19 protein-coding genes are annotated in these 23,336 nt (G+C 73.6%); 11 read left to right on the top strand and 8 right to left on the bottom strand.

Translation table 11 applies throughout. The annotated features are described in order from the left end of the window. The first annotated feature begins 88 nt into the window (after window positions 1-88). Both ACGFI8_RS21020 and ACGFI8_RS21015 read left to right on the top strand, forming a co-directional pair. Entirely contained in the window at window positions 89-2,041 is a 1,953-nt protein-coding gene (locus ACGFI8_RS21020) for a glycogen debranching N-terminal domain-containing protein (RefSeq protein WP_392807113.1), read from the top strand. A gap of 102 nt (window positions 2,042-2,143) precedes the next feature. Continuing rightward, window positions 2,144-3,616 (top strand): alpha/beta hydrolase, encoded by a 1,473-nt coding sequence (locus ACGFI8_RS21015; protein WP_392807112.1) that lies wholly within the window; start codon window positions 2,144-2,146, stop codon window positions 3,614-3,616. 82 nt (window positions 3,617-3,698) lie between these two features. Here the strand turns inward: ACGFI8_RS21015 and ACGFI8_RS21010 are convergent, their stop codons facing one another. From ACGFI8_RS21010 to ACGFI8_RS20995, 4 genes are read right to left on the bottom strand one after another with little or no spacing between them, the layout of a single operon-like run. Further along, window positions 3,699-5,183, bottom strand: coding sequence for an aldehyde dehydrogenase (NADP(+)) (locus tag ACGFI8_RS21010; protein WP_392807110.1), 1,485 nt, complete (start codon window positions 5,181-5,183; stop codon window positions 3,699-3,701). Then, window positions 5,180-6,571, bottom strand: coding sequence for an NAD(P)/FAD-dependent oxidoreductase (locus ACGFI8_RS21005; RefSeq protein WP_392807109.1), 1,392 nt, complete (start codon window positions 6,569-6,571; stop codon window positions 5,180-5,182). The genes ACGFI8_RS21010 and ACGFI8_RS21005 overlap by 4 nt, the downstream gene beginning before the upstream one ends. Further along, entirely contained in the window at window positions 6,555-6,827 is a 273-nt protein-coding gene (locus ACGFI8_RS21000) for a (2Fe-2S)-binding protein (protein ID WP_392807107.1), read from the bottom strand. Before ACGFI8_RS21000 ends, ACGFI8_RS21005 begins: the two co-directional genes overlap by 17 nt. Continuing rightward, window positions 6,824-7,999, bottom strand: coding sequence for an NAD(P)/FAD-dependent oxidoreductase (locus ACGFI8_RS20995; RefSeq protein ID WP_392807105.1), 1,176 nt, complete (start codon window positions 7,997-7,999; stop codon window positions 6,824-6,826). The genes ACGFI8_RS21000 and ACGFI8_RS20995 overlap by 4 nt, the downstream gene beginning before the upstream one ends. A gap of 93 nt (window positions 8,000-8,092) precedes the next feature. Here ACGFI8_RS20995 and ACGFI8_RS20990 point away from each other — a divergent pair, with 93 nt between their 5' ends. From ACGFI8_RS20990 to ACGFI8_RS20975, 4 genes are all read left to right on the top strand, one after another. Next, entirely contained in the window at window positions 8,093-8,989 is an 897-nt protein-coding gene (locus ACGFI8_RS20990) for a dihydrodipicolinate synthase family protein (protein WP_392807103.1), read from the top strand. A 3-nt stretch (window positions 8,990-8,992) separates the two neighbouring features. After that, window positions 8,993-10,003 (top strand): proline racemase family protein, encoded by a 1,011-nt coding sequence (locus ACGFI8_RS20985; RefSeq protein WP_392807101.1) that lies wholly within the window; start codon window positions 8,993-8,995, stop codon window positions 10,001-10,003. Between the two features lie 81 nt (window positions 10,004-10,084). Next, window positions 10,085-10,765: a GntR family transcriptional regulator gene (locus tag ACGFI8_RS20980; protein ID WP_392807099.1), complete on the top strand. Its 681-nt coding sequence runs from the start codon at window positions 10,085-10,087 to the stop codon at window positions 10,763-10,765. Continuing rightward, window positions 10,762-11,652, top strand: a complete 891-nt coding sequence (locus tag ACGFI8_RS20975; protein WP_392807098.1) for an LLM class flavin-dependent oxidoreductase — start codon at window positions 10,762-10,764, stop codon at window positions 11,650-11,652. Before ACGFI8_RS20980 ends, ACGFI8_RS20975 begins: the two co-directional genes overlap by 4 nt. A 24-nt stretch (window positions 11,653-11,676) precedes the next feature. On the opposite strand, the gene ACGFI8_RS20970 is transcribed toward ACGFI8_RS20975, so the two are convergent. The 4 genes from ACGFI8_RS20970 to ACGFI8_RS20955 are packed head-to-tail and all read right to left on the bottom strand — an operon-like array spanning window position 11,677 to window position 17,565. Next, a complete protein-coding gene (locus tag ACGFI8_RS20970; RefSeq protein ID WP_392807361.1) occupies window positions 11,677-12,603 on the bottom strand; it encodes a proline dehydrogenase family protein in 927 nt (308 codons plus the stop codon). Window positions 12,604-12,605: 2 nt separating this feature from the next. Then, complete coding sequence (locus ACGFI8_RS20965; RefSeq protein ID WP_392807096.1) at window positions 12,606-13,799, bottom strand: amidohydrolase family protein; 1,194 nt, start codon at window positions 13,797-13,799, stop codon at window positions 12,606-12,608. Continuing rightward, the gene (locus ACGFI8_RS20960) at window positions 13,796-15,511 is read right to left on the bottom strand and encodes a hydantoinase B/oxoprolinase family protein (RefSeq protein WP_392807094.1); all 1,716 of its coding nucleotides are present in this window, start codon (window positions 15,509-15,511) and stop codon (window positions 13,796-13,798) included. The genes ACGFI8_RS20965 and ACGFI8_RS20960 overlap by 4 nt, the downstream gene beginning before the upstream one ends. Then, window positions 15,508-17,565: a hydantoinase/oxoprolinase family protein gene (locus tag ACGFI8_RS20955; protein ID WP_392807093.1), complete on the bottom strand. Its 2,058-nt coding sequence runs from the start codon at window positions 17,563-17,565 to the stop codon at window positions 15,508-15,510. Before ACGFI8_RS20955 ends, ACGFI8_RS20960 begins: the two co-directional genes overlap by 4 nt. Window positions 17,566-18,001: 436 nt before the next feature. Between ACGFI8_RS20955 and ACGFI8_RS20950 the strand changes: the two genes are divergently transcribed. From ACGFI8_RS20950 to ACGFI8_RS20930, 5 genes are read left to right on the top strand one after another with little or no spacing between them, the layout of a single operon-like run. Beyond that, window positions 18,002-18,316, top strand: coding sequence for an antibiotic biosynthesis monooxygenase family protein (locus ACGFI8_RS20950; protein WP_392807091.1), 315 nt, complete (start codon window positions 18,002-18,004; stop codon window positions 18,314-18,316). Window positions 18,317-18,369: 53 nt separating this feature from the next. After that, window positions 18,370-19,392, top strand: a complete 1,023-nt coding sequence (locus ACGFI8_RS20945; RefSeq protein WP_392807089.1) for a sugar ABC transporter substrate-binding protein — start codon at window positions 18,370-18,372, stop codon at window positions 19,390-19,392. A 42-nt stretch (window positions 19,393-19,434) separates the two neighbouring features. Further along, window positions 19,435-20,949: a sugar ABC transporter ATP-binding protein gene (locus ACGFI8_RS20940; RefSeq protein ID WP_392807088.1), complete on the top strand. Its 1,515-nt coding sequence runs from the start codon at window positions 19,435-19,437 to the stop codon at window positions 20,947-20,949. Then, window positions 20,946-21,947: an ABC transporter permease gene (locus tag ACGFI8_RS20935; protein WP_392807087.1), complete on the top strand. Its 1,002-nt coding sequence runs from the start codon at window positions 20,946-20,948 to the stop codon at window positions 21,945-21,947. The genes ACGFI8_RS20940 and ACGFI8_RS20935 overlap by 4 nt, the downstream gene beginning before the upstream one ends. Before the next feature lie 18 nt (window positions 21,948-21,965). Then, a complete protein-coding gene (locus ACGFI8_RS20930; RefSeq protein WP_392807086.1) occupies window positions 21,966-23,288 on the top strand; it encodes a hydantoinase/oxoprolinase N-terminal domain-containing protein in 1,323 nt (440 codons plus the stop codon). The last annotated feature ends 48 nt before the right edge of the window (window positions 23,289-23,336 follow it).

Below are 23,336 nucleotides of genomic sequence, written 5' to 3'. Positions count from 1 at the left end.
AAATCCGTAACCGGAGCCCATTTGAACGTTCAACTCCGGATGTCGGGACAGTCTCACCCCCCTCTGCGAGTTGTCAAGAGGTACGCACATGGCCCAGCCCTACCTGCACGAGCACGTCACGTGCGTCGCTGCCCCCGCGACCTGGCTCTCCGGCCCGTCCGGGGATCTCACCGACGGCGCCGACGGGCTCTACGTCGAGGACCGCCGGGCCGTCGCGCGGCTCGTCGTGACCGTCGACGGCCACGCTCCCGTCCCGCTCGGCGTACGCCGCACCGGCGCGGCGTCGGCCGAGTTCACCGCGGTCCTGCCACGCCTCGGCGACGACGGGCCCGACCCGACCGTCACGCTGACCCGCCACCGGGTCGCCGAACCGCTCGGCGGCACCGAGACGATCACCCTCGCCAACGCCTCCCACACCACGCTGCGCGTCGCCGTGGAGGTGAGCGCCGCGACCGACTTCGCCGGCATGGGCGCGGTCAAGCAGGGCCGCACCGGCGGTCCCGCCGCGGACCTCGCGCCGAAGGGCGCCTCGTCCGCCGACGGCATGGCGGTGCGCGTCGAGGCCGACCCCGCCCCCGCCGGGCCGGCGCTGCGGTGGGAGGTGACGCTCGAGCCGCGGGAGACCTGGAGCGCCCGGCTGACCTTCACCCGCACCGACGTGCCGGAGGCGCCGCGCGTCGCCGGGCGCAGTGGCCTGCGGGTCGCCGCCGACGACCGGCGCCTGGACGCCCTCGTCCGGGTCGGCGTGGAGGACCTCGACGCGCTGCGCCGCGCCGACGGGCCCGACGTCTACTACACCGCGGGCAGCCCCTGGTACCTCACCCTCTTCGGCCGCGACTCGCTCTGGGCCGCCCGCCTCGGCCTGCCGCTCGGCACCGACGTCGCGGCCGGCACCCTGCGGACCCTCGCCCGCCGCCAGGGCCGCCGCCACGACCGCGGCACCGACGAGGAGCCCGGCAAGATCCTGCACGAGGTACGCCCGGCCGACGCCTCGCACGACCTGCCGCCGGTCTACTACGGCACCGTCGACGCGACGGCCCTGTGGGTGAACACGCTCGCCGACGCCTACCGCTGGGGCATGCCCGCCGGCGAGGTGGAGGCCCTGCTGCCCAACGTCGAGCGCGCCCTGGAGTGGCTCGCCGGGCACGACGGGTTCATCGCGTACAGCGCCAGCGACAAGGGCCTCACCAACCACGGCTGGAAGGACTCCGGCGACGGGGTCCAGCACGCCGACGGACGCATCGCCACTGGGCCCCTGGCGCTCAGCGAGGTGCAGGCGTACGCGTACCAGGCCGCGATCGACGGCGCCTACCTGCTCGACGCGTTCGGCCGCGACGGGGCGCCGCGATGGCGGGCGTGGGCGGCCGGGCTGGCCGAGCGCTTCCGCACGGCGTTCTGGTGCCCCGGCGGCTACCCGGCGATCGCGCTGGACGGCGCGGGCGAGCGAGTGGACAGCGTGGCGTCGAACATGGGGCACCTGCTCGGCACCGGTCTGCTCGACGCCGGGGAGAGCCGGGCCGTCGCCGGGCACCTCGCGGCGCTGCGCTCACCGTTCGGCATCCGCACGGTCGCCCCGTCCTCGGCCGGGTACAACGTCCTGTCGTACCACCTCGGCTCGGTCTGGCCGCACGACACGGCGATCGCGCTGCTCGGCCTGGTCCGCGACGGGCACCGGCAGGAGGCCGTCGCGGTGGTGCGGGCACTGCTCGACGCGGGCGAGCGGTTCGGGTTCCGGCTCCCCGAGCTCTTCGGCGGCGACGACGCGGCCACCCCCTACCCGGCCGCGTGCCGGCCCCAGGCGTGGGCGGCGGCGGCCGGCCCGGCGCTGCTCACCGCGCTGCTCGGGCTCGACGTCGACGTGCCGGCGGGCCGCGTGACCTTCGCCCCGCTGACGCCGTCGCCCGTCGGGGCGTACCGGGTGAGCGGCCTGAGCATCGGCGAGGGCACGCTCGACGTCGAGGTCTCCGCCGACGGCGCGGTGACCGTCCACGACGCCCCCGCCGGGCTGGACCTCCTCCTGGCCGACGGCAGCCGCCTCTAAACGCCACCGTCCGATTACGGTCCGCTGTTGCCGAGGACGCTGGCGGGTGGATACCTTTCCGCTCAGCTGCCATGGTGGAGTCTCGGCGGGGGGCTAGGGATCATGGGGATCGACCACGCGGAAGAGACCACGCGCCAGCTTCCCGCCGCACCCGAGCGCACGCGGCACAGACGGCCCCGCGGCCGGCGGGCCGTCGCGGTGGCCGCGGGGGCGCTCGGGGCGGCCGGCCTGACCTGGGCGACCTGGGCGACCTGGGCCGGGGCGTTCGACCACGTGCCGCTGCTCAACCGCGCCGTGGCCGGGGGCCTCGAGGCGGCCGGCTGCGCGCTGCTGCTCGCCGGGTGGTGGGGCCGGGAACGCCGGTGGGTCACCCGCACGCTGCCCCTCCTGCTGCTGTCGGTCGCTGTGCTCGTCGGCCTGATCGCGCTCGGCCTGTGGACGAGCGGCACGGTGACCGACGCCTACCCGCCGACGTTCGCGATCTGGGTCGGCGCCGGGTTCGCCGCGCTCGCGGGATGCCCGCTGGTCCTGCGCCGGCGCCTCACCGGGCTTGCCGTCTCCTGGCGCAAGGCGGCGGCCGTGGCCGCGGTGCCGGCGACGGTCGCGGGCGCGTTCATGCTCATCGACCAGCAGTACGGCATCTGGCCGCAGATCGGCGACGTGCTCGGCCACTCCGGGGCCATCGACGGCCGGCAGGCGCACGACCTGATCGGCGGCGCCGCCGGGCCCGGCACCGCCCCGCCCGCGCACGGGGTGATCCTCGACCTGGACGCCCCGGCCACCCGGTCGCACTTCCGGCACCGCCCCGGCGTGGTGTTCCTGCCGCCGGCGTACTTCGGCCCCGGCCGCGCGACGCTGCCGGTGCTCGTCATGCTCGTCGGCTCGCCCGGCACCCCGATCAACTGGCTCAAGTCCGGGCACGCCCAGGCCACCGACGACGCGTACGCCGCGGAGCACCAAGGGCGGGCGCCGGTGCTCGTGGTGGTCGACCAGAACGGCTCCGCCACCGGCGACACCGAGTGCGTCGACAGCTCCCAGGGCAATGCCGAGACCTACCTGACCGTCGACGTGCCCGCGTTCATCACCGGCACCCTGCAGATCCAGCACGCCGCGTCGAGCTGGGGCATCGTCGGGTTTTCCGAGGGCGGCACCTGCGCCCTGGACCTTGTCCTCGGCCACCCGGACATCTACCGGCACGTCGTCGACTTCGGCGGCGACGCACGGCCGAACCTCGGCAACCCCGCGCACACCCTCAGCGCGCTGTTCGGCGGCAACGTCGCCGCCCAGCAGGCGCACGACCCCGCGCGACTGCTGAGCACCCGGCGGTACCCCGGCGTGACGCTGTGGTTCGGCGCCGGCGCCGACGACGCCCGCGGCATCGCCGTCGGCCAGCAGCTGGCCGACGACGCCATCCGGGACGGGATCGTCACCCACCGCTTCGTCGACACGGGCGGGCACAACTGGCAGTTCGCCAGCGCCGGCTTCGCGCGGGTCCTGCCGCAGCTGTGCGACGAGATGGTCACCAGCGGCCTGGCGCCCGCCACGGGTCATTCCGGTCGGGGCGCCACCGGGTGACCTTGGCGGTGACCGGCGCGGGTGTGCGCGCACCGTCGCCCGCCAGAGGTGGTCGTGCCGTTGTCGTCCCAGGCCCGGACGGTCAGGAGGCCTGCTGGCGGCCGTCGACCATGCGGGGGATCCGCAGCGGGTTACCTTCCCGGAGCTCCGGTGGCAGCTGACTGTCCGGTGTGGACTGGAACGCGAGCGGGCGGAGGAAGCGGCGGATGGAGGTTGTCCCCACCGAGGTGTGGATCGAGGTGGAGGCGGGGTACGGGCCGCCGTGGTGCATGGCGGCGGCGACCGCGACGCCGGTCGGGAATCCGTTCCACACGACGCGCCCGGTCCGGTCGCGGAGGGCCTCCAGGAGCAGCGCCGGCAGGTCGGTCTCGTCGGTCCCGGTGTGGATGGTGGCGGTCAGCGATGCGGGCAGGCGGCCCAGCGCCTCGAGCAGCTCGGTGGTGTCCGCGTAGCTGACCAGGACGGTGGCCGGGCCGAACGCCTCGTCGGTCACGTCGCTGTCCATTGTGGATGCCGATACGGCGAAGAGGGCCGGCGTACCGAGGAAACCGGCGCCCTCGGCGGGCCGGCCGTGCGCCAGCAGCGTGGTGTGCCGGCCGAGTTCGCCGACCCGCGTGGAGAAGCCGGCCTGCACCCGGCCGTCGAGGAGCCACCCCGACGGAGTCTGCCGAACCAGCGCGGCGATGTCCTCGTGCAGCCTCGCGCCGGCGGGCAGGAAGACCAGGCCGGGTTTGGTGCAGAATTGGCCGTTGCCCAGGGTGAACGAGGCCACGAGGCCGGCCGCGATGTCGTCGCCGCGTTCGGTCGCGGCGGCCGGCGTGACGACCACGGGATTGATGCTGCCGAGCTCGCCGTAGAAGGGGATCGGGTCGGGCCGCGCGGCGGCGAGGTCGTGCAGGGCACGGCCGCCGCGGAGCGAGCCGGTGAAGCCGACGGCGCGGATCGCCGGGTGCTGGACGAGGTCGGCGCCGGCCTGCTGCCCGTAGACGAGGCCGAGGACACCGGCGGGCAGGCCCGCGCCGTTGGCGATCTCGACCACGAGCCGGCTCGTCGCCGGGTGGGACGGGTGTGCCTTGACCACGACCGGGCAGCCGGCGGCCAGTGCCGCGGCGGTGTCGCCGCCCAGCGCGCCGAAGGCGAGCGGAAAGTTGCTGGCGCCGAAGACCGCGACCGGGCCGATCGGGACGAGCATGCGGCGCAGGTCCGGCCGCAGGCCCATCGGGGTGTCGGCCGGGTGGTCGATGATCGCTTCGAGATAGCCGCCGTCCGTGACCGCCGCGGCGAACAGCCGGATCTGGTACGTGGTCCGGGTCAGCTCGCCGGCCAGCCGGGTGCGCCCGAGCGCCGTCTCCCGGTCCGCGGTGTCGACGATCTCCTCGCGCCGGCCGTCCAGCGCGTCCGCGACGGCGTGCAGGAGGCGGGCGCGTTCCGCCCGGTCGGCGCCGAACGCTCTCCCCGCTCGCGCGGCGGCGCGGCAGAGGGCGTCGACGCCGCCGGTGCCGGTTTCGGATCCGACGACCTCGACCGTGCCACCGGTACGGGGATCGACGCTGACGATGTCGTTCACTGCGGCTCCTCGTGAGCTAACTGGCCGAGGGTGGAGGGTATGGCCAGGGGCCGCTCGGCGAAGGCCCGCAGGTCCGTTTCGGACGTCTGGCGTCCGCACGCGTGTGCCGTGGCCGCCGCCACGCCGAATCCGCATACTCTGCCCTGGCACCAGCCCATGCCGGTGCGGGTCAGCATCTTCACGGTGCGCGCGTCGGTGGCGCCGAGCTCGTGGACGGCCTCGCGCACCGCCCGCACCGGCACCTCTTCGCACCGGCAGGCCAGCACCGCGTCGGGGAGGTCGTCGAGCAGGTATCGCGGTATCGGGTGGACGGCATGCAGGGCGTCGGCGAAGCGCCGTAGCGACGCGCGGCGGGCGATGAGGGCCCGCGGCACCGGCGCCCCGGCCGCCGAGTGTCCCGCGATCCGGCCCTCGACCACGGCGAGGTCGGCGCCGCCGATGCCGGTCGACTCCCCGGCGGCCCAGACCCCGGCCACGCTCGTGGCCTGGGTCGCGTCCGCCGCGACCACCAGGCTCCCGTCCGCTCCGGTCGCCGTCGCGCAGCCCAGTTGCAAGAACAGTTCGAGCTGCGGCGTGAACCCCCACCCGACGGCGAGCAGGTCGCAGGCGACGGTCCGCGTGGTGCCGGGCCGGACGCGTCCCTGCCGATCGAGGCGGGCCACGGCGACCGCCTCGAGACGGTCGGTGCCGAGCGCGCCCACGACGGCGTGTCGGCGGCGATACGGGGTGCGGTGCCGGGCCAGCCGAACCGCGTAGCCGAGCCCTTCGCGCAGCTTCGCGCCGGACGATGCCACGGCGCGTGGATACCGCGCCAGGGCGGCCGGCGAGTTGGCCTCGGCGATGAGCGGCACCCGTGCCCCGCCGGCGAGCAGTCCGGCGGCGACGGGCAGCAGAAACGGCCCGGTGCCGGCGACCACGACGCGCCGCCCGGCCAGCACGCCGTGCGACTTGAGCAGCGCCTGGACCCCGCCACCGGCCATGACGCCGGGCAGGTCCCATCCCGGAAAAGGCAGCTGCCGGTCGTACGCGCCGGTGGCGAGCACGAGCCGCCGCGCCCGTACGACGGCGGTGACCGGCGAGGTGGACGGGTCGTCGCCCACGGCACAGGTCAGCGACCAGCCCTCGCCCTCGGCTACCGCCGTTCGCACGTGGTGCCGGGCCAGCAGGACTGGCTCGATCCGCCGCCGCAGCCGTTCGAAGACGGGCCAGCCGTGGTACAGCCGCGGGTCGGGCGCCTCGGCGCCGTGGCGCCAGTACTGCCCGCCGGCACGGGCGCCGCCGTCGACGAGCACCACCGACGCCCCGGCGTCGGCGGCCGCGGCGGCCGCGGCGAGACCGGCCGGGCCGGCCCCGACGACGGCGACGTCGGCCTCAGCAGGCGAGGTCATCGTGGCCGGTTCCTTTCTGGGTGCGCACCACGTCGCCGGGCCGGGCGACGGCCAGGCAGGCGCGTACCGACGGGCGCCCGTTGACGGTGACCAGGCAGTCGAAGCAGATCCCGATGCCGCAGAACAGCCCGCGTGGTCGCCCCTCGCGCCGGGTCGTGCGCCACGAGCGCATCCCGGCGGCGGTGAGTGCCGCGCCGATGGTCCAGCCCTCCCGGCACGGCACGTCGCGGCCATCGAAGCTGATCGTGAAGGTCACGTCGTCACCTCGTCGAAGCGTTCGGGTCGGAACGGGTGCAGCGGCAGGTCGGGAGCCTCGCCGCGCAGGCCCTGGGCGATGAGGTGTCCGGTCGCCGCGGACAGCCCGATGCCGGCGCCCTCGTGACCGCAGGCGTGCCACAGCCCGGGCGCTCGCCGGTCGGGGCCGATGATCGGCAGATGGTCGGGGCAGTACGGCCGGAAGCCGCGGTACGCGCGCAGTGCCACCACGTCAGCCAGGAAGGGGAACAGCCGTACCGCGCCGGCGGCCAGCGTCCTAATCGCGTCCGGCGACCAGGTGCGGTCGAACCCGACGCGTTCGCGGGTCGCGCCGATCAGCACGGTCCCGGACGGCGTCCCCTCCACGACGGGGGAGGCCTGCAGCGCAGCGGAGTCGCTGGCCACGTCGGAGACGTAGTCGGCGAAGTACACCTTGTGCCGTACCACCCGCGGCAACGGTTCGGTGACCAGAACGAACCCGCGGCGGGGCGCGACGGGCACGTGCACCCCGGCCAGCGCCGCCACCTCACCGGCCCACGTCCCGGCACAGTTGACGACCGCCCCCGCCGCCAGCGCGCGTCGCGAGGTGCGCACGCCCGTGACCCGATCCCCGTCGCGGGCGAAGCCGGTGACCGCCTCGCCGAACAGCAGCACGGCGCCGGCGTCGCGGGCGAGCCGCAGCAGCAGCGCGGTCGCCAGCATCGGCTGCACCTGCATGTCCTGCGGGTAGCGGAAGCCGCCGGCGAGGTCGCCGGCGAGGTTCGGCTCGTGGTCGTGCAGCCCGTCCGCCGCGACCGGCTCCGCCTCGACGCCCGCGGCCGCCTGCCGCCGGGCCAGCTCGGCCAGGCTCGACAGGGTCGCGGCCGACGAGGCCACGACGAGCCCGCCCTTCGGGTCGAGTTCGGCACCCGCGCCGAACGTGGTGCCGCGAACCGGAACGCCGGCCGTCGCGCGCCACACCGTGTTCGACAGCAGCGCGAGGTCGAGCTCCGGGCCGGGCTCCTTGTCGGAGACCAGCAGGTTGCCCTCGCCCGCGCTGGTGGTGCCGGCGGCCGGGGATCCGCGGTCGACGACGCAGACGCTCAGCCCGGCGCGCGTGGCGTGGTAGGCGCACGCGGCGCCCACGATGCCGGCGCCGACGATGACGACGTCGAAGCTGGGGTCATGAGTCACAGGACGTCCATTGCGAGGAGGGGTACCATGTGACATTGTACTGAGCCGAAGCCGCGCCGACGCAAGAGCGCGGACGTACGAAACGGAGATCGCATGACTGCCGAGCGCATCCCGTGGCACGGCGTCCTCGTGGCGACGGCGCTGCCGCTGAACGATGACCTCACGCCCGACCTCGACCGCTACGCCGAACACGTGGCCTGGCTCGCCGCCGAGGGCTGCGACGGCGTGACGCCGAACGGGTCGCTGGGGGAGTACCAGACCCTCACCCCGCAGGAGCGTTCGCGGGTGGTCCGTGCGGCCGTCGCCGCCGCGCCGGAGGGCTTCACGGTCATGCCGGGCGTCGCCGCGTACGGCTCGGCCGAGGCGCGCCAATGGGCCGAGGACGCCGCCGAGGCCGGCTGCGGCGCCGTGATGCTGCTGCCGCCCAACGCCTACCGCGCCGACGAGCGCGCCGTCGTCGAACACTACCGCGCGGTCGCCGCGGTCGGGCTGCCCGTCGTGGCGTACAACAACCCGATCGACACCAAGGTCGACCTCACCCCCGAGCTGCTGGCCCGGCTGCACGGCGAGGGCCTCATCGTCGGGGTCAAGGAGTTCTCCGGCGACGTGCGCCGCAGCTACCGCATCGCCGAGCTGGCGCCCGGGCTTGACGTGCTCGCCGGCGCCGACGACGTCACCCTCGAGCTGGTCCTGGCGGGCGCGCCCGGCTGGGTGTCGGGATACCCGAACGCGTTCCCGCGCAGCTGCGTCGAGCTGTTCCGTGCGGCGCGGGCCGGTGACCTCGCCACCGCGCTGCCGCTGTACCGCACCCTCCACCCGCTGCTGCGCTGGGACTCGCAGACCGAGTTCGTCCAGGCGATCAAGCTGTCGATGGACCTCGTCGGCCGCTACGGCGGGCCGTGCCGGCCGCCGCGGCTGCCGCTGCTGCCCGAGCACGCACGCGCCGTGCGGGAGGCCACCGAGAAGCTGGCCGCGGCCGGGCACCGGTAAGCGATGCGCGCCAGCAGGGTATTCGCGGCCGTCGACTCGCATACCGAGGGCATGCCCACCCGTGTGATCACCGGCGGGGTGGGCGTCATCCCGGGCGCCACGATGGCCGAACGGCGCCGCTACTTCCTCGACAACCTTGACCACCTGCGCACGCTGCTGATGTACGAGCCGCGCGGCCACGGCGCGATGAGCGGCGCGATCCTGCAACCGCCCACCCGGCCCGACGCCGATTGGGGGGTGTTGTACATCGAGGTCAGCGGTTGCCTGCCGATGTGCGGCCACGGCACGATCGGCGTGGCCACGGTGCTCGTCGAGACCGGCATGGTCACCGTCACCGAACCGGTCACCGAGATCCGGCTGGACACCCCGGCCGGCCTGGTGGTGGCCGAGGTGCGGGTCAGCGACGGGCACGCCGACGCGGTGACGCTGCGCAACGTGCCGTCGTTCGCACACCAGCTCGACGCCCTGGTCGAGACCTCGACCTTCGGTCCGGTGCGGCTCGACGTCGCCTTCGGCGGCAACTTCTACGCCATCGTCGATCTGGACGCGCTCGGCATCCCGTTCGCGCCGGCCGAGGCGCCGGTGCGGCAGCGGATGCTCGACGCGGGCCTGGAGCTCATGGACGCGGTCACGGAGCAGCTTGCGCCGACGCATCCGGAGCAGCCCGAGATCGCCGGGTGCCATCACGTGTACCTCGCGGCGCCCGGATCGAACGCGGTGACGTCACGACACGCCATGGCGATCCATCCCGGGTGGTTCGACCGTTCCCCGTGCGGCACCGGCACGTCCGCCCGCATGGCCCAGCTGCACGCCCGTGGCGAGCTCGCGGTCGGGGCCGACTTCGTCAACGAGTCGATCATCGGCAGCCGGTTCGTCGGGCGGCTGGTCGGCACGGCCACCGTGGGCGGCCGGCCCGCCGTCCTGCCCACCGTGACCGGACGGGCCTGGATCACCGGCATGGGGCAGTACCTGCTCGACCCCACCGATCCCTTCCCGGCCGGGTTCCTGCTGTGATGGTGTTCGACCCGGGCAGGTGGAGCACGTGGTTACACTGGCCGATCTGGTGCAGTGTCGACGTCGTGGAGCGGGGCCCCGGTGAACGGATCGTTTGAACCGACCGTGCTCGACGAGCGTCGCAGTGTGCGCGGCCAGGTCATCCACGCGCTGCGGGCCGCGCTGATCGCCGGGCAGATGCGGCCCGGCGAGGTGTACAGCGCGCCGGTGCTCGCCGCACGGTTCGGCGTGTCGGCCACGCCGGTGCGCGAGGCGATGCTGGCGCTGGTCAAGGAAGGGCTCGTGCTCACCGTTCCGAACAAGGGCTTCCGGGTGCGCGAGCTGTCCGACCGCGAGCTGGACGAGATCACCGAGATCCGGATGCTGCTGGAGGTGCCGACCACGGTCCGCGGGGCGGCCGAGGCCACCGCCGCCGACCTGGCGAGGCTGCGCCCGATGGCCGACATGGTGGTCGAGGCGGCCGAGCAGAAGGACCTCATCGCCTACGTCGAGCACGACCGCCGCTTCCACCTCGACATGCTCTCCCTGGCCGGCAACGAGCAGTTGGTGACGCTGGTCGGCGAGCTGCGCTCCCGCTCGCGACTGTTCGGCCTGCAGCGGCTCGCCGACACCGGTGAGCTGACCGCGTCGGCGCTGGAGCACGTGCGGATGCTGGAGCTGATCGAGGCCGGCGACACGAAGGGGCTGGAGTGGCTGATGCGCCGGCACATCGGTCACGTGCGCGGCAGCTGGGCCGGCCGGGTCGAGGGGGCACCGTCGTGACCGCGTCCGTGTCTGTGGCCCTGTCGGCCATCGTGCTGCCCGACCGGCACCCGCCCGCGGCGTTCCTGGCCGACGTCGCGGAGGCCGAACAGGCCGGCGTGCGTACCGTCTGGACCTACGACCACCTCATGTGGCCGCAGCTGCGGGAGGGGCCCTGGTACGGCTGCGTCCCGCTGCTCGCCGCCGCCGCGGTCTCCACCCGGCGCGTGCGGCTGGGCAGCCAGGTCGCCACGCCCAACTACCGCCACCCGGTGCCGTTCGCCAAGGAGCTGATGACGCTCGACCAGCTCAGCGGCGGGCGGCTGGAGGTCGGGCTCGGTGCCGGCGTCGAGGGGCCGGACGCCGCCGTGCTCGGCGACCCGCCCCGCAGCCGGCGCGAGCGCACGGATCGCTTCGCCGAGTGGCTCGGGCTGCTCGACCAGTTGTTGCGCCAGCCGATCACGACCGTGCGCGGCGAGCGGTTCAGCGCCGTCGAGGCGCATCAGCTGCCGGGCTGCGTGCAGGCTCCCCGGGTGCCGTTCACGGTCGCCGGGACCGGGCCCCGCGCGCTCGCCCTCGCCGCCAGGTACGGCCAGGCGTGGGTCACCTACGGGCCGTACGGACCGCAGGTCGACCCCGACGAGTGGTTCGCCGCGCTGACCGAGCAGTCCCGGCGGCTGGACGACGCACTCGCCGAGCGGGGGCGGGCGCCCGGCACGATGCGCCGCATCGCGCAGTTCGCCCTGGACGTGCGGTGGCCGTTCGCCAGCGCCGAGCGCTACACCGACACCCTCGGCCGGCTGGCCGGGCTCGGCTTCAGCGAGGTGACCGTGCACTGGCGCCGGCCGGACGGGCGGGGCCTGCCGGCCGCCGCCCTCCCGATCGTCGCCGCCGCACACAACCTGTGACGGCGTTCGGCCACCTTGTGCACGTCAGCCGCGAGTGGTCAGGGCGCGGGCGAAGAACAGCAGGTTGGCGGGGCGCTCGGCGAGGCGCCGCATGAAGTACCCGTACCAGTCGGTGCCGTAGGGGACATAGGTGCGCACCTGGTACCCCTGCGCGACCAGCCGCTCCTGCTCGGCCGTGCGCATCCCGTACAGCATCTGGAACTCGTAGGAGTCGGCCGGGCGTGCCGCCGCGGTCGCGGCCCGCTGCGCCGACGCGATCATCCGGGGATCGTGGCTGCCCACCATCGGGTATCCGCTGCCGGCCATCAGGATCCGCAGGCACTCCTCGTAGGCGCGATCGACGTCCCGCTTGTCCTGCAGGGCGACCGACGCCGGTTCCCGGTAGGCCCCCTTCACCAGCCGCACCCGCGAGCCCGGGCCGCACAGCGCGCGGGCGTCGTCGGGGGTGCGGTGCAGGTAACTCTGCAGGACCGCGCCGGTGCCGGGGAAGCGAGCCCGCAGCGACGCCAGCACGGCCAGCGTCGAGTCCACCGTGGACGAGTCCTCCATGTCCATGGTGACGGTGGTACCGGCGTCGGTCGCGGCCGCGGCGACCGCTTCGACGTTGGCCAGGGCCAGGTCATGACCGCCCGGCAGGGACTGGCCGAAGGCCGACAGCTTCACCGACACCTCGACCGCGGCGCCGAGCCCGGCCGTCCCGACCGTGTCGAGCGCGCGCAGGTACGCGTCGCGGGACGCGGTGGCCTGGGCCGGGCTGGTGACGTCCTCGCCGAGGTGGTCGAGGCTGATGGTCAGCCCGGCCCCGGCCAGCCGGCGGACCGCGGTCATCGCGTCGCCCAGCCGTTCCCCGGCGACGAAGCGATCGACGACCCGGCGCGTGCTCGGGGTCGACACGACGAGGCGGCGCAGGCGGGGGCTGCGGGACGCGGACAGCAGGGCGCCGCCGAGCAGCGTCATCGGACGACCCCACCCTGCACCACGGTGCGCCGATCCGGCCCGGCCCACAGCACCGAGGGGTCGCGCAACGGGTCGCCGTCGACGATGAGCAGGTCGCCGGCGCAGCCTTCCCGCACCCGGCCCAGGTCGGGCCGGCCGAGCAGGTCGGCGTTGACCGACGTCGCCGAGCGCAGCGCGGTCACCGGGCCGTCCACCTCGACCTGCAGCCGCAGACCGGTGAGCTGCTCGTCCTCCAGCACACCCATCAGGTCGGTGCCGAACCCGACCCGCACGCCGGCGGCGCGGGCCAGCTCGACCGCCCTGCGGCCGGCGTCGAGCACCTCGCGGTTCTTCTGCTGCGACACGGGCGCCATGCCGAGCTCGGCGCCACGGCGGTCCATGGCGTCGTAGGCGGCCAGGGTGGGTACGAGGAACGCCCCGGCGGCCGCCATCGCGGCGGCCGTGCCGGCGTCGAGCAGGTTGCCGTGCTCGATGCTGCGGACCCCGTTGCCGATCGCGTGCCGGATCGCCTCGGGGGAGTAGGCGTGCGCCGCGACGTAGCTGCCGCGGCGGTTCGCCTCGTCGGTGACCGCCCGGACCTCCTCCGCGGAGTACTGCGGAATGCGGATCGGGTCGGTCAGCGACACGACGCCGCCGGACGCCATGATCTTGATGGCGTGTGCGCCGCGGCGGAACCGGTCACGCACGGCCCGCCGCAGCGGGTCGACGCCGTCGACCACCTCGACCGAGTGCGACGAGCAGCCGCAGACCTCGCTGTCGGCGGCGCGGACGTCGCCGTGCCCACCGGTCTGGCTCAGCGCCGGTCCGGTCCACAGGTACCGCGGGGACGGCAGGAGACCCTCGGCGATCGCCCGGGCCAGCCCCGCGTCGCCGCCGGAGGGGTCGCGCACCGTGGTGAAACCGCGGGCCAGCGCCGCGGCCAGCCGGCGGGCGGCGGCCAGCGCCACGTAGCTCAGCGGGCGAGACTCCAGCGCCAGCAGGTCCAGGTCGATGCCGTACGCGTGGCAGTGCGCGTCGATGAGGCCGGGCAGCACGGTGCGGCCGCGCGCGTCGAGCACCCGGTCGGCCGGCTGCGGCGCGCCGCCCACGGCCGTGATGCGCCCGTCGGCGATGTGCACCGGCCCCTCGACGAGCTCGTCCGAGACACCGTCGAAGACCGCCGCGTTGACGATCGACAAGGTGTCGCTCATGCCGCCGCCCCGCGCAACCGGGCCGTCGCGGCCTCGTCGACGGCGAACGTCACCGGGTCGACGGCCACGCCGTACTCGCGTTCGGCCGCGCCGGCCGAGACGAAACCGTTGCGCACGTCGGCGGCCACCCGGGCGGGCTCGCGCTCGAACGGGTCGCCGTAGCCGCCGCCCCCGCCGGTGTTGTTCACCAGCACGTCGCCGGCCTGGAGCCGGTTGTAGCTGCCGCCCTGCACCACTTCGCGCTCGGTGCCGGGGTTGAGGACGATGTGGTTGTTGTCGCCCTCGCGCCCGCCGGCGATCGCCCACGGCTTCGTCCTGGTCTTGTAGACGAGGCAGATGCCGGTGGACGCGGCGGTGAACCGGTAGGCGCGGCCCACGCCGACGCCGCCGCGGTGACGGCCCGCCCCGCCGCTGTCCGGGCGGTAGCCGTACGACTCGATGAACATCGGCGACTTGGTCTCGAGCACCTCGACCGGGTTGTTGCGGCAGCCGGGCTCGGACAGGTGCATGATGCCGTCCGCACCGTCGCCGCCCGCGTGCGCGCCGAAGCCGACCGCCTCGTTGGTGGCCTCCAGCCAGGCCTCGCCGTTGCGCGGGTTGACGCCCAGCCCCATCATCGAGGAGACGTCGCCACCCGAGCAGGCCGGCACCAGGTCGGGCATGCCCTGGGCCAGTGCCTTGAGCACCACCTCGCCGCCGAGCAGCCCGGTCCAGAGGGTGAATGTCGGCATGGGCGGCACGGCATGCATGACCGACCCGGGCTCGGTGACGACCCGCAGCGGGCGGAAGTTGCCCGCCACGACCGGCGTGTCCGGGGTGGTGAGGGCCTTGAACACCAGGCTGCAGAAGGCCTCGGTCTGGCCAACCGGCAGGTTGATCGGGCCGCGCACGTCGCGGTCGCTGCCGGTCCAGTCGATGACCATCTCGTCGTCGGTGACGGTGACGGTGGCGTTCAGCTTGATCATGCGGTCGAGGTCCACACCGTCGGAGTCGACGAAGTCGTACGCCGTCCATGTGCCCTTCGGCAGCTTCGCCAGTGCGAGCCGGGCCAGCCGTTCGCCGTGGTCGTTGATCGCCCGCATGGCGCCGTTCAGGGTCTGCACGCCGTACTTGGCCGCGATCTCCTGCGTGCGCCGCACCCCGGTGAAGCACGCCGAGACCTGCGCCTGCAGGTCGCCGATCGTGCGCTCGGGCATGCGGCTGTTGAAGCGGATGACGTTGAAGACGTCCTCGTTGGCCTCGCCCTCGCGGTACAGCTTGGACGCCGGGAAGAACAGGCCCTCCTGGTACATGTCGGTGGAGTCCAGGACGTACCCGGGGTCCTTCTGCTTGAGGTCGAGCACGTGGATCCGGCACGAGGCGAAGCCGACCAGCTCGCCGCCGGCGTGGATCGGGGCGAAGACCAGCGGGTCGAGCGTGTGCGCGGAGGACCAGTACGGGTAGTTGAGCAGGAAGACGTCGCCGGGCAGCATCTTCGCGGTGCCCAGGAACTGGATCGCCTCCTTGATGCCGTGGTCGTTGCCGCGGGTGAACACCGCGATGCCCGGAGCGTCGGCCACCACGTCGCCGCTGGCGTCGTGGATGCCGATGCCGTAGTCGTGGATCTCGTAGACGACGGTGTTGTACGCGGTACGGCAGAGATTGCGGGCCATTTCCTCGGCGGCGGCCAGCAGGCCGTGCCGGATGACCTCGGTGGTGATCGAGTCGCTCATCGGTCGGCGGCCCTTCCCTCGGTGGCTACAGCTATGACCATCTCGCCGTGGTCGCCGACCCGCAGCAGGTCGCCGGAGTGGATCACGGTGGTGGCGGTGTGTTCGGCGATCACGGCCGGCCCGGCGAGCTCGTCGCCGGCGAGCAGCGCCTCGCGCGTGTACAGCGCGTACGGCACCTGCGGCCGCTCCTCGGAGACGTAGACGGTGCGGGTGCCGTCCGGTGACGGTGTTGCGGAGGTGCGGCGCGGCAGCCGGGGCAGCGACGGCTTCGCCACGACCCCGGTCGCGCGCAGCCGCAGCGTGGTGACCTCGATCGGATCCGTCATGGTGTGGCCGTACTGCCGCTCGTGCAGCTCGGTGAACGCGCGCTCGATGGCCCCGACCACGTCGTCGACGTCGTCGGGGGCCGGCACGGTCACGGTGTGCTCCTGCCCGGCGTAGCGGACGTCGACGCTGCGCGTCAGCACCTGCGCGTCGGGTGCGAACCCGTCGCCGGTCAGCGCCCGGTGGGCCTCCTCGACCATCGCGTCGTACCCCGCGGCCAGGCGAGCCGCGTCGAACTCGCTCAGGGGCGTCACGGAGGTTCGCGCGAAGTCATGCTGGACGTCGGCGAGCAGCATGCCGAAGGCCGAGAAGGCGCCCTGTCCCGGCGGCACGATCACCGTGGGGATCGACAGCTCGCGGGCCACGTCGACGGCGACCAGGCCGCCGCCACCGCCGAACGACAGCAGCGCGAAGTCCTTCGGATCGCGGCCCACCTCGACGGTGATGGCCCGGACGGCCCCCATGATCTTGGCCGTCGAGATGCGGACGATGCCGCGAGCCAGCGCCAGCGGGGTGATCCCCAGCCGGGCCGCCAGCGGCTTGAGCGCCGCTGCGGCGAGCGCGTCGTCCAGGGTGAGCCGGCCGCCGAGCGGCGTGGCCGAGCCGAGATAGCCGACGGCCAGCGCCGCGTCGGTGAAGGTCGGGACGGTGCCGCCGCGGCCGTAGGAGGCCGGGCCCGGGTCTGCGCCGGCGCTCTGCGGCCCCACCTGCAGCGCGCCCGCATCGTCGAGCCACGCGATCGAACCACCGCCGGCGCCGATGGTGTGGATGTACAGCGAGGGCGTGTTGATCGGCAGCTGTTCGAATTCCGCCCCCTGGTGCAGCACCGGTTCGCCGTCGATGACCAGGGACGCGTCCAGGCTGGTGCCGCCCATGTCGATCGTGATCAGGTTCGGCTCGCCGATGAGCGCGCTGAACGCGGTCGCCCCGATGACCCCGCCGGCCGGACCGGACAGGATCAGGCTCACCGGCTGCTCCCGGGCCGCGCTCGCGGTCATCGCGCCGCCGCCGGAGCGGGTCATCAGGAACCGGCCCGCGAAGCCGCCGTCCCGCAACTCGCTCTCCAGCCGCTCGAGATAGCGGCGCACGATCGGCTTGACGTAGGCGTCGAGCACCGCCGTGCTGGTCCGCTCGTACTCGCGGTACTCGCGCGACAGCTCGTGCGACAGCGTCACCGCGACGCCGGGTGCCACCTCGGCGAGGATCTCGCGCATCCGCAGCTCGTGCGCCGGGTTGGCGTACGAGTGCAGGAAGGCCACCGCCACCGAGTCATAGCCGCGCTCGGCGATCGTGGCGGCGACCGCGCGGGCCGCGTCCGTGTCGAGCGGGCGGTGCACCGACCCGTCGAACAGACTGCGCTCGGGTACCTCGAAAGTGTCGTAGCGTTCGACCAGGGCCGGCGGCGGGCGGTAGGTGATGTCGTAGTTGGTCCGCCGGTCGGTGCGCCCGAGCAGGTAGACGTCGCGGAAGCCGGCCGTGCCGATCACCGCGGTCCGCGCCCCGGTGCGGGTCAGCAGCGCGTTGAGCCCGAGCGTGGTGCCGTGCGTGAACATCGTGACGTCCGACAGCGGGGCCTGGGTGACGCCGAAGGCGTTCAGCACGCCCTCGGTGGGCTGTGCCGGTGTGGTGGGCACCTTGTCGAAGCGGATCTCACCCGTGGCCGGCAGCAATTCGACGACGTCGGTGAACGTGCCGCCGACGTCGATGGCGACCCGGCTGGTGCTGGTCATGTCTCTGGCCTTTCGCCTCATCCGCGCGGCGCGCGCGGCACCGGACCGATCGCCCGGACGGCGGCCGATCCGGCGGCGCACTTCGGAAAATCGCACAGCGTGCCGGCGGGCACGGGGCTGGAGCGCGCCGTGTCCGGGCGTGCGGTGCGGCGGCCGACCCAAGGTCCCGTTGTCCCAGGGCGCTTCGGTGAGCGCCCGTCCGGGCGGCGGTCAGCCAGATGATCTTCGCCGGTTGGCGCGGCGGAGGACCCGAACGCTGGCACAGCCGATTTCGGGTGTCAACCGGCCCGGCGGGTCCGTGCGGGGGACGAATCCGGCGCCGGGGCTCGGGTGCACAGCGGCGGTGTCGAACGGTGTGCTCGGCGCACATCCCCGGACCGGGGGCCACAGTCAGCATTTGCCCACTCGCAACCCCCAGGTTCGCCGGGAGCAGCCGATGATCCGTAGTGTGCTGACCCTTCGCGCCGCCGCCGGACAGGCCGGTGCGCTCGAAGCGTTCTACGCAGAACACGGGATCCTGGAGCGCGCCCGGCGATTCCAGGGATGTCGAGACGCACTGCTGCTGCGATCCGTCGACGGCGGCCCGGCCACGTACCTCGTCATCGCAGACTGGGACACGGCCGCGGACTACCGGCGCTGGATCGAGGACCCGTGGCGCGTTGCCATGTCCCGGCAACTCGCCGCCGTGCTGGACACCAATGCGGACGAGCCGGTCGTTGGCGCACTCTTCGAGCTCGTCGCCACTGCATGAGACCCCGTATTTCCTCTCGAAGCCTTTCGGCCCTGTACGCCAGAGGAGCTCCTGTGACCCGAGCTGTCCGACTCGCGGCGGTCGGCGTGACCGCCGCGCTCGCCCTGAGCATCACGGCATGTAGCAAGCCCTCCAACAACGATGCGGGCGGCGGGGCGCCGTCCGCGGCCTCCGCCGACAAGCACCTGAACATCGGCTTCTTCGGCTTCGCGAAGGCGAACTCGTTCGCGCAGGCGGCCTGGGCCGGCGTCGAGTCCTACGCGAACACGCACAACGCCTCGGCCACCTTCCTCGACTCCAACTTCGACGGCCCGACGCAGGTGAACCAGCTGCAGGACGCCGTCACGTCCAAGCGGTTCGACGTCGTGATCATCCAGGCGAACGACGGCACCGCGATGGTCAACCCGATCAAGCAGGCCGTCGCGGCCGGCATCGTCGTCGTGGTCGAGTTCACCCCGGTCGGCGGCAAGTACGACACGGCCGAGCCGCAGGTCCCCGGCACCATCAACATCATCGACCCGCCGACGGTCAACGGCGTCGGCCTAGCCAAGCTCGGCCTGGATGCCTGCAAGACCGTCACCAGCGCCGGCTGCACGGTCGCCTATCTGCAGGGCTTCGCCAACTACCCGCTCGACACCGCGCGCACCAACGCGGCTGTCGACGCACTCAAGGCCGGCGGCGCCACGGTCATCTCGAACTTCGTCGGCGGCTACACGCCGGACGCCGGGCGGACCGCGATGCAGAACCTGCTGCAGTCGCACCCGGAGGTCAACGTGGTGATCGGCTCCTCCCAGGCCTTGGAGGGCGCCACGCCGCTGGCCAAGGACAAGAAGATCGCCTTCGTCGGCAACGGCGGCTCCACCCAGGCCTTCGGCTTCGTCAACGACGGCACCTGGTACGGCGTCTACGATGTGCCGGAGAAGTCCGATGGCGCCAAGGCCGCCGAGCTCGGCCTGGCCAAGGCCCGCGGTCAGAGCGTGCCCGAGTCGACCGTGACCTGCGAGGCGCTGACCACCTTCAACTGCCTCGGCACGAAGCAGACCCTGCAGGGCCTGACCGCCGACTACTCCGACTGATCCGGCTCCGGGCCTTCACACCGACCGACAGGAGGCAGCGCGATGACCACAACCGCAACGCGGGCGCCGACCATCGCGGTGCGCGGCGTCGGCAAGAGCTACAGCGGCGTGACCGTCCTGCACGACATCGATCTGGACATCGCGCCGGGCGAGGTGCACGGGCTGGTGGGGGAGAACGGGGCCGGCAAGAGCACCCTGCTCAAGATCCTCGGCGGGGCGATCCGGGCCGACCACGGCACGCTGAGCTTCGACGGCGAGCAGGTCAGCATCGGCCGGCCCCGGGACGCGATCGCCCACGGCGTCAGCCTGATCTCGCAGGAGGGCGCGCTGGTACCGGCGCTGAGCGTGCTTGAGAACGTGTTCCTCGGCCGGTGGTCGCAGACCGCCGGCCTGCGCCGGGCCCGCGCCGACCGGCGCCGCTTCGACGAGCTGATCGACCTGACCGGCTTCCGCGTCGACCCGCGCGAGCGGGTCGACCGGCTGCCGACCGGCGTGCAGCAGCAGGTCGAGATCCTGCGCTCGCTGGGCCGCGGCACTCGCGTCCTGGCGATGGACGAGCCCACCGCCGTGCTCACCGAGCACGAGAAGGACAACCTGATCGGCCTGATCCGCCGCCTCGCCGACGGCGGCACCACGATCATCCTGGTGTCGCATTTCCTCGACGAGGTGCTGTCGGTCGCCGACCGGGTCACCGTCCTGCGCGACGGCGCCCTCGTCACGACCAGCGCCGCCGCCGAGCACACGCCCCGCAGCCTCGTACGGCACATGGTGGGCCGCGAGATCGACGTGCTGTACCCCGAGCCGGCGCCGGTGCCGGACGGCGCCCCGATCGTGCTCTCGGCCCGCGGTCTGCGGCGCGGGCCGGTGCAGGGCGTCGACCTCGACGTGCGGGCCGGCGAGGTCCTCGGCATCGCCGGCCTGGTCGGCAGCGGCCGCTCCGAGACGCTGCGGCTGCTGTTCGGCGCCGACCACGCCACCGAAGGCGTGGTCGAGGTCGACGGCGTCGCGCTGGGCCGGCTCTCGCCCCGGCGCGCGATGGCCGCGGGCATCGCGTTCGTGCCGGAGTCACGCAAGGAACAGGGCCTGGTGATGGCGCGATCGGTCCGCGAGAACGTCGCGCTGCCGTCGCTGCCGGACCGGCGCATGGGCCCGTTCGTCCGGCGCTCCACCGAACGAACGGCGGTCGAGACGGCGTCGACCCTGGTCGACATCCGCGCCGCCGCCAAGGACGCCGCCGTCGAGACCCTTTCCGGCGGCAATCAGCAGAAGGCGCTGTTTGCCAAGTGGCTGCTGCGCTCGCCGCGGATCCTGCTCATCGACGAACCCACCCGCGGCGTGGACATCGCCGCGAAGAGCCAGATCCACCGCCTCATCACCGAGCTCGCCCGGGACGGGATGGCCGTCGTGTGCGTCTCGTCGGAGATCGAGGAGCTACTTGCCCTCTCGCACCGGGTGCTGGTCCTACGGCATGGACGTCCGGTCGGCGAGTTCCCGCGCGGGACGGCCAGGGAGGTCGTCATCGCCGCGGCGTTCGGAGACGAAGGAGAGCCCACTTGAGCGTCGACGCAGCCACGCAGACCAAACCGCCCGCGCAGCAGGCCGCGGGCACCCTGTCGCGGCGGGCCTCCCGGTTTCGCGACTACGGCATCCTGGTTGCCCTCGTCGCGATCGTGATCGCCCTGTCGCTGAGCACCGACACGTTCCTGACCAGGTCAAACATGATCAACCTGCTCGACCAGTGCACGGTGGTCGGGCTCCTCGCGGCCGGCGCCACGGTGTGCATCATCAGCGGCGTGTTCGACCTCACCGCCAGCGCATCCCTCGCGGTGTCGGCGATCGTCGGGGTCGAGATCGTGCGGTTGACCAATGTGGCCGTCGGCTTCACGGCGGCCGTGGCGGCCGGCGCCCTGCTCGGCTTCATCACCGGCATGGTGGTCGTGCGCAGCGGCGTCAACTCGTTCATCGCGACGCTCGCGACGAGCATCATCTACCGGGGCCTGGCGGTGGTGGTGACGGCCGGCTCGATCGTGTACCCGCTCGCCAGCCAGTCCGAGAACTTCGGCGCGCTGACCTGGCCGTCGCTGTTCGGCCTCACCTCGGCCACGGTCGTCTTCGTCGTCGTCGTGGTGGCGATCGGCCTCCTGGTCTCGGCCACGACGTTCGGGCGTCGCGTGTACGCCGTGGGCGGTAGCATCGAGGCGGCCCGCCTCTCCGGCATCCGGGTCGGGTCGGTGCATGTTTCGGCCTACGTCATCAGCGGCGTGTGCTCGGCGCTGGCCGGACTCATCCTCGCCTCGCGAGCGGGCTCGGCCCAGTCGACCATGGCCACCGGCGCGGAGCTGACCGCGATCGCGGCGGCGGTCATCGGCGGCACCAGCATCCTCGGCGGCGAGGGAGCGATCTGGCGCGGCGTCGTCGGCGCCTTCCTGCTGACCCTGATCGGCAACGGCTTCAACCTGCTCGGATGGGACACCATCTACCAGCAGGTGCTGCAGGGCTGCCTGATCCTCTTCGCCGTGACCACCGACCGCTGGCTGCGCAAACGCACGCGATAGCGGCGGTACGCTGGGCCGATGCATTCTCGCCCCGGCGAGCTCGCGCACGTCGGGGTGAGCGTGCATCCGAGCCGCTCCTATGCAGTGGTGGTACACGGGTCCACCGTCGTGCCGGTCGAGCCGGCCGCGCCGGCCCGCACCGATCTCGACGGCACGATCGCGTCCGCCGTCAACGTGGCGTTCGGCATGGCCGCGGGCGGTCCGGACGCGGTCACCGTGGACATTTCGCCCACGCTCCTTGACGCGGTCATGCGCCAGGAGAGCGAGCTGCCGCAGGTGGCGGTGGTACGGATCGTCCCGCGGGCGGCCACGGACCCGGCGCTGGCGCGCTCGCCGGCCGCGGTGGTCGAGCGGCGGGTCGCCGCCCGCTTCACCGTGGCCGGCGGCCATGACCTGCTCGGCAACGAGCTCTGCCCGCTCGACCGCGGCCAGCTCGCGGCGGTGTGCGCCGAGCTGGCCGCCGGCACCATCCGGCACGTGGCGATCGTGGCGGCGGGCTCGCAGGCGCGTCCGGCGCACGAGCGTGACGTCGCCGATGCGATCCAGGCCGCGGTGCCGGGCGCCCGCATCTCGGTGGCCAGCGAGTACGGGGGCCAGGGCCTGGTGGCCAGGGAGGCGACCGTCGTGCTGGACTGCGCGCTCGCGGTGCTGAGCGAACAGCTGGTGGATCGCTGCGAGCGCACGCTGAGCCGGTTGCCCGGCGAGATCCATCTGCGCGTGGCGCGCGGCGACGGCGGCTACAGCACCCCCTCCCGCATCCTGGCGATGCCGGTGGTCGCGTTCGGGGCGGCGGAGGCGCTGGAACTGTGCGGCGCCGCCTACCTGGAAAACCTGGAGGACTGCCGGGTCCTGCTCTCGCGCGGTGGCGCTCAGGTCGCCGGCGAGGTGCGGCACGGGCTGGCCCTGGTGAGCCCGGCCCAACCGGCCGGCATCGGCACGGAGCTCGTGGTGCCGACCGCCGTGCTCGCACCGGAGCCGGACCTGACCCTCAACGGCGTGCCCAGCCGCGTCACCGACGTGCCCGTCGTCCGGGCCGGTCACGAGCCGCAGCTGCTGGCGTGCATCGGCGCCGCGATCAGCCAGCCCACCGGGTGGCTGGACGAGGTGGCCTTCATCGAGTCCGCCGCTCGGCTCGAATCGGTGCGCCGCGACGCCGAGGAGCGTGCGACCGCGTTCGTCATGGCCAACGGTGCCGCGCCCGGCACCGCCTACTTCGCGGAGGTGTCGACGGTGGCCGTGCCGTACAGCCCGTCCGGGACGGTCCGTATCCGGGTGCGCGTCGCCGGCGCGCCGGACACCGGCCTGCCGCGAGCAGGCAGGACGGGCCGGGAGGGCGCATGACCGGTCCGGAAGGGAGCGGCGCCTGGTCTGGGTCGATGACCGCGACGC

This window comes from Dactylosporangium sp. NPDC048998, assembly GCF_043197855.1.
GTDB lineage: Bacteria > Actinomycetota > Actinomycetes > Mycobacteriales > Micromonosporaceae > Dactylosporangium.
The sequence above is the reverse complement of the archived record's forward strand: the minus strand, read 5'-3'. Positions and strand labels throughout refer to the sequence as shown.

Coding starts and splice junctions, on each gene's coding strand:
- ACGFI8_RS21020 (WP_392807113.1), top strand. CDS start 89: ATGGCCCAGCCCTACCTGCACGAGCACGTCACGTGCGTCGCTGCCCCC.
- ACGFI8_RS21015 (WP_392807112.1), top strand. CDS start 2,144: ATGGGGATCGACCACGCGGAAGAGACCACGCGCCAGCTTCCCGCCGCA.
- ACGFI8_RS21005 (WP_392807109.1), bottom strand. CDS start 6,571: ATGACCTCGCCTGCTGAGGCCGACGTCGCCGTCGTCGGGGCCGGCCCG.
- ACGFI8_RS20990 (WP_392807103.1), top strand. CDS start 8,093: ATGACTGCCGAGCGCATCCCGTGGCACGGCGTCCTCGTGGCGACGGCG.
- ACGFI8_RS20985 (WP_392807101.1), top strand. CDS start 8,993: ATGCGCGCCAGCAGGGTATTCGCGGCCGTCGACTCGCATACCGAGGGC.
- ACGFI8_RS20965 (WP_392807096.1), bottom strand. CDS start 13,799: ATGAGCGACACCTTGTCGATCGTCAACGCGGCGGTCTTCGACGGTGTC.
- ACGFI8_RS20960 (WP_392807094.1), bottom strand. CDS start 15,511: ATGAGCGACTCGATCACCACCGAGGTCATCCGGCACGGCCTGCTGGCC.
- ACGFI8_RS20955 (WP_392807093.1), bottom strand. CDS start 17,565: ATGACCAGCACCAGCCGGGTCGCCATCGACGTCGGCGGCACGTTCACC.
- ACGFI8_RS20950 (WP_392807091.1), top strand. CDS start 18,002: ATGATCCGTAGTGTGCTGACCCTTCGCGCCGCCGCCGGACAGGCCGGT.
- ACGFI8_RS20940 (WP_392807088.1), top strand. CDS start 19,435: ATGACCACAACCGCAACGCGGGCGCCGACCATCGCGGTGCGCGGCGTC.
- ACGFI8_RS20930 (WP_392807086.1), top strand. CDS start 21,966: ATGCATTCTCGCCCCGGCGAGCTCGCGCACGTCGGGGTGAGCGTGCAT.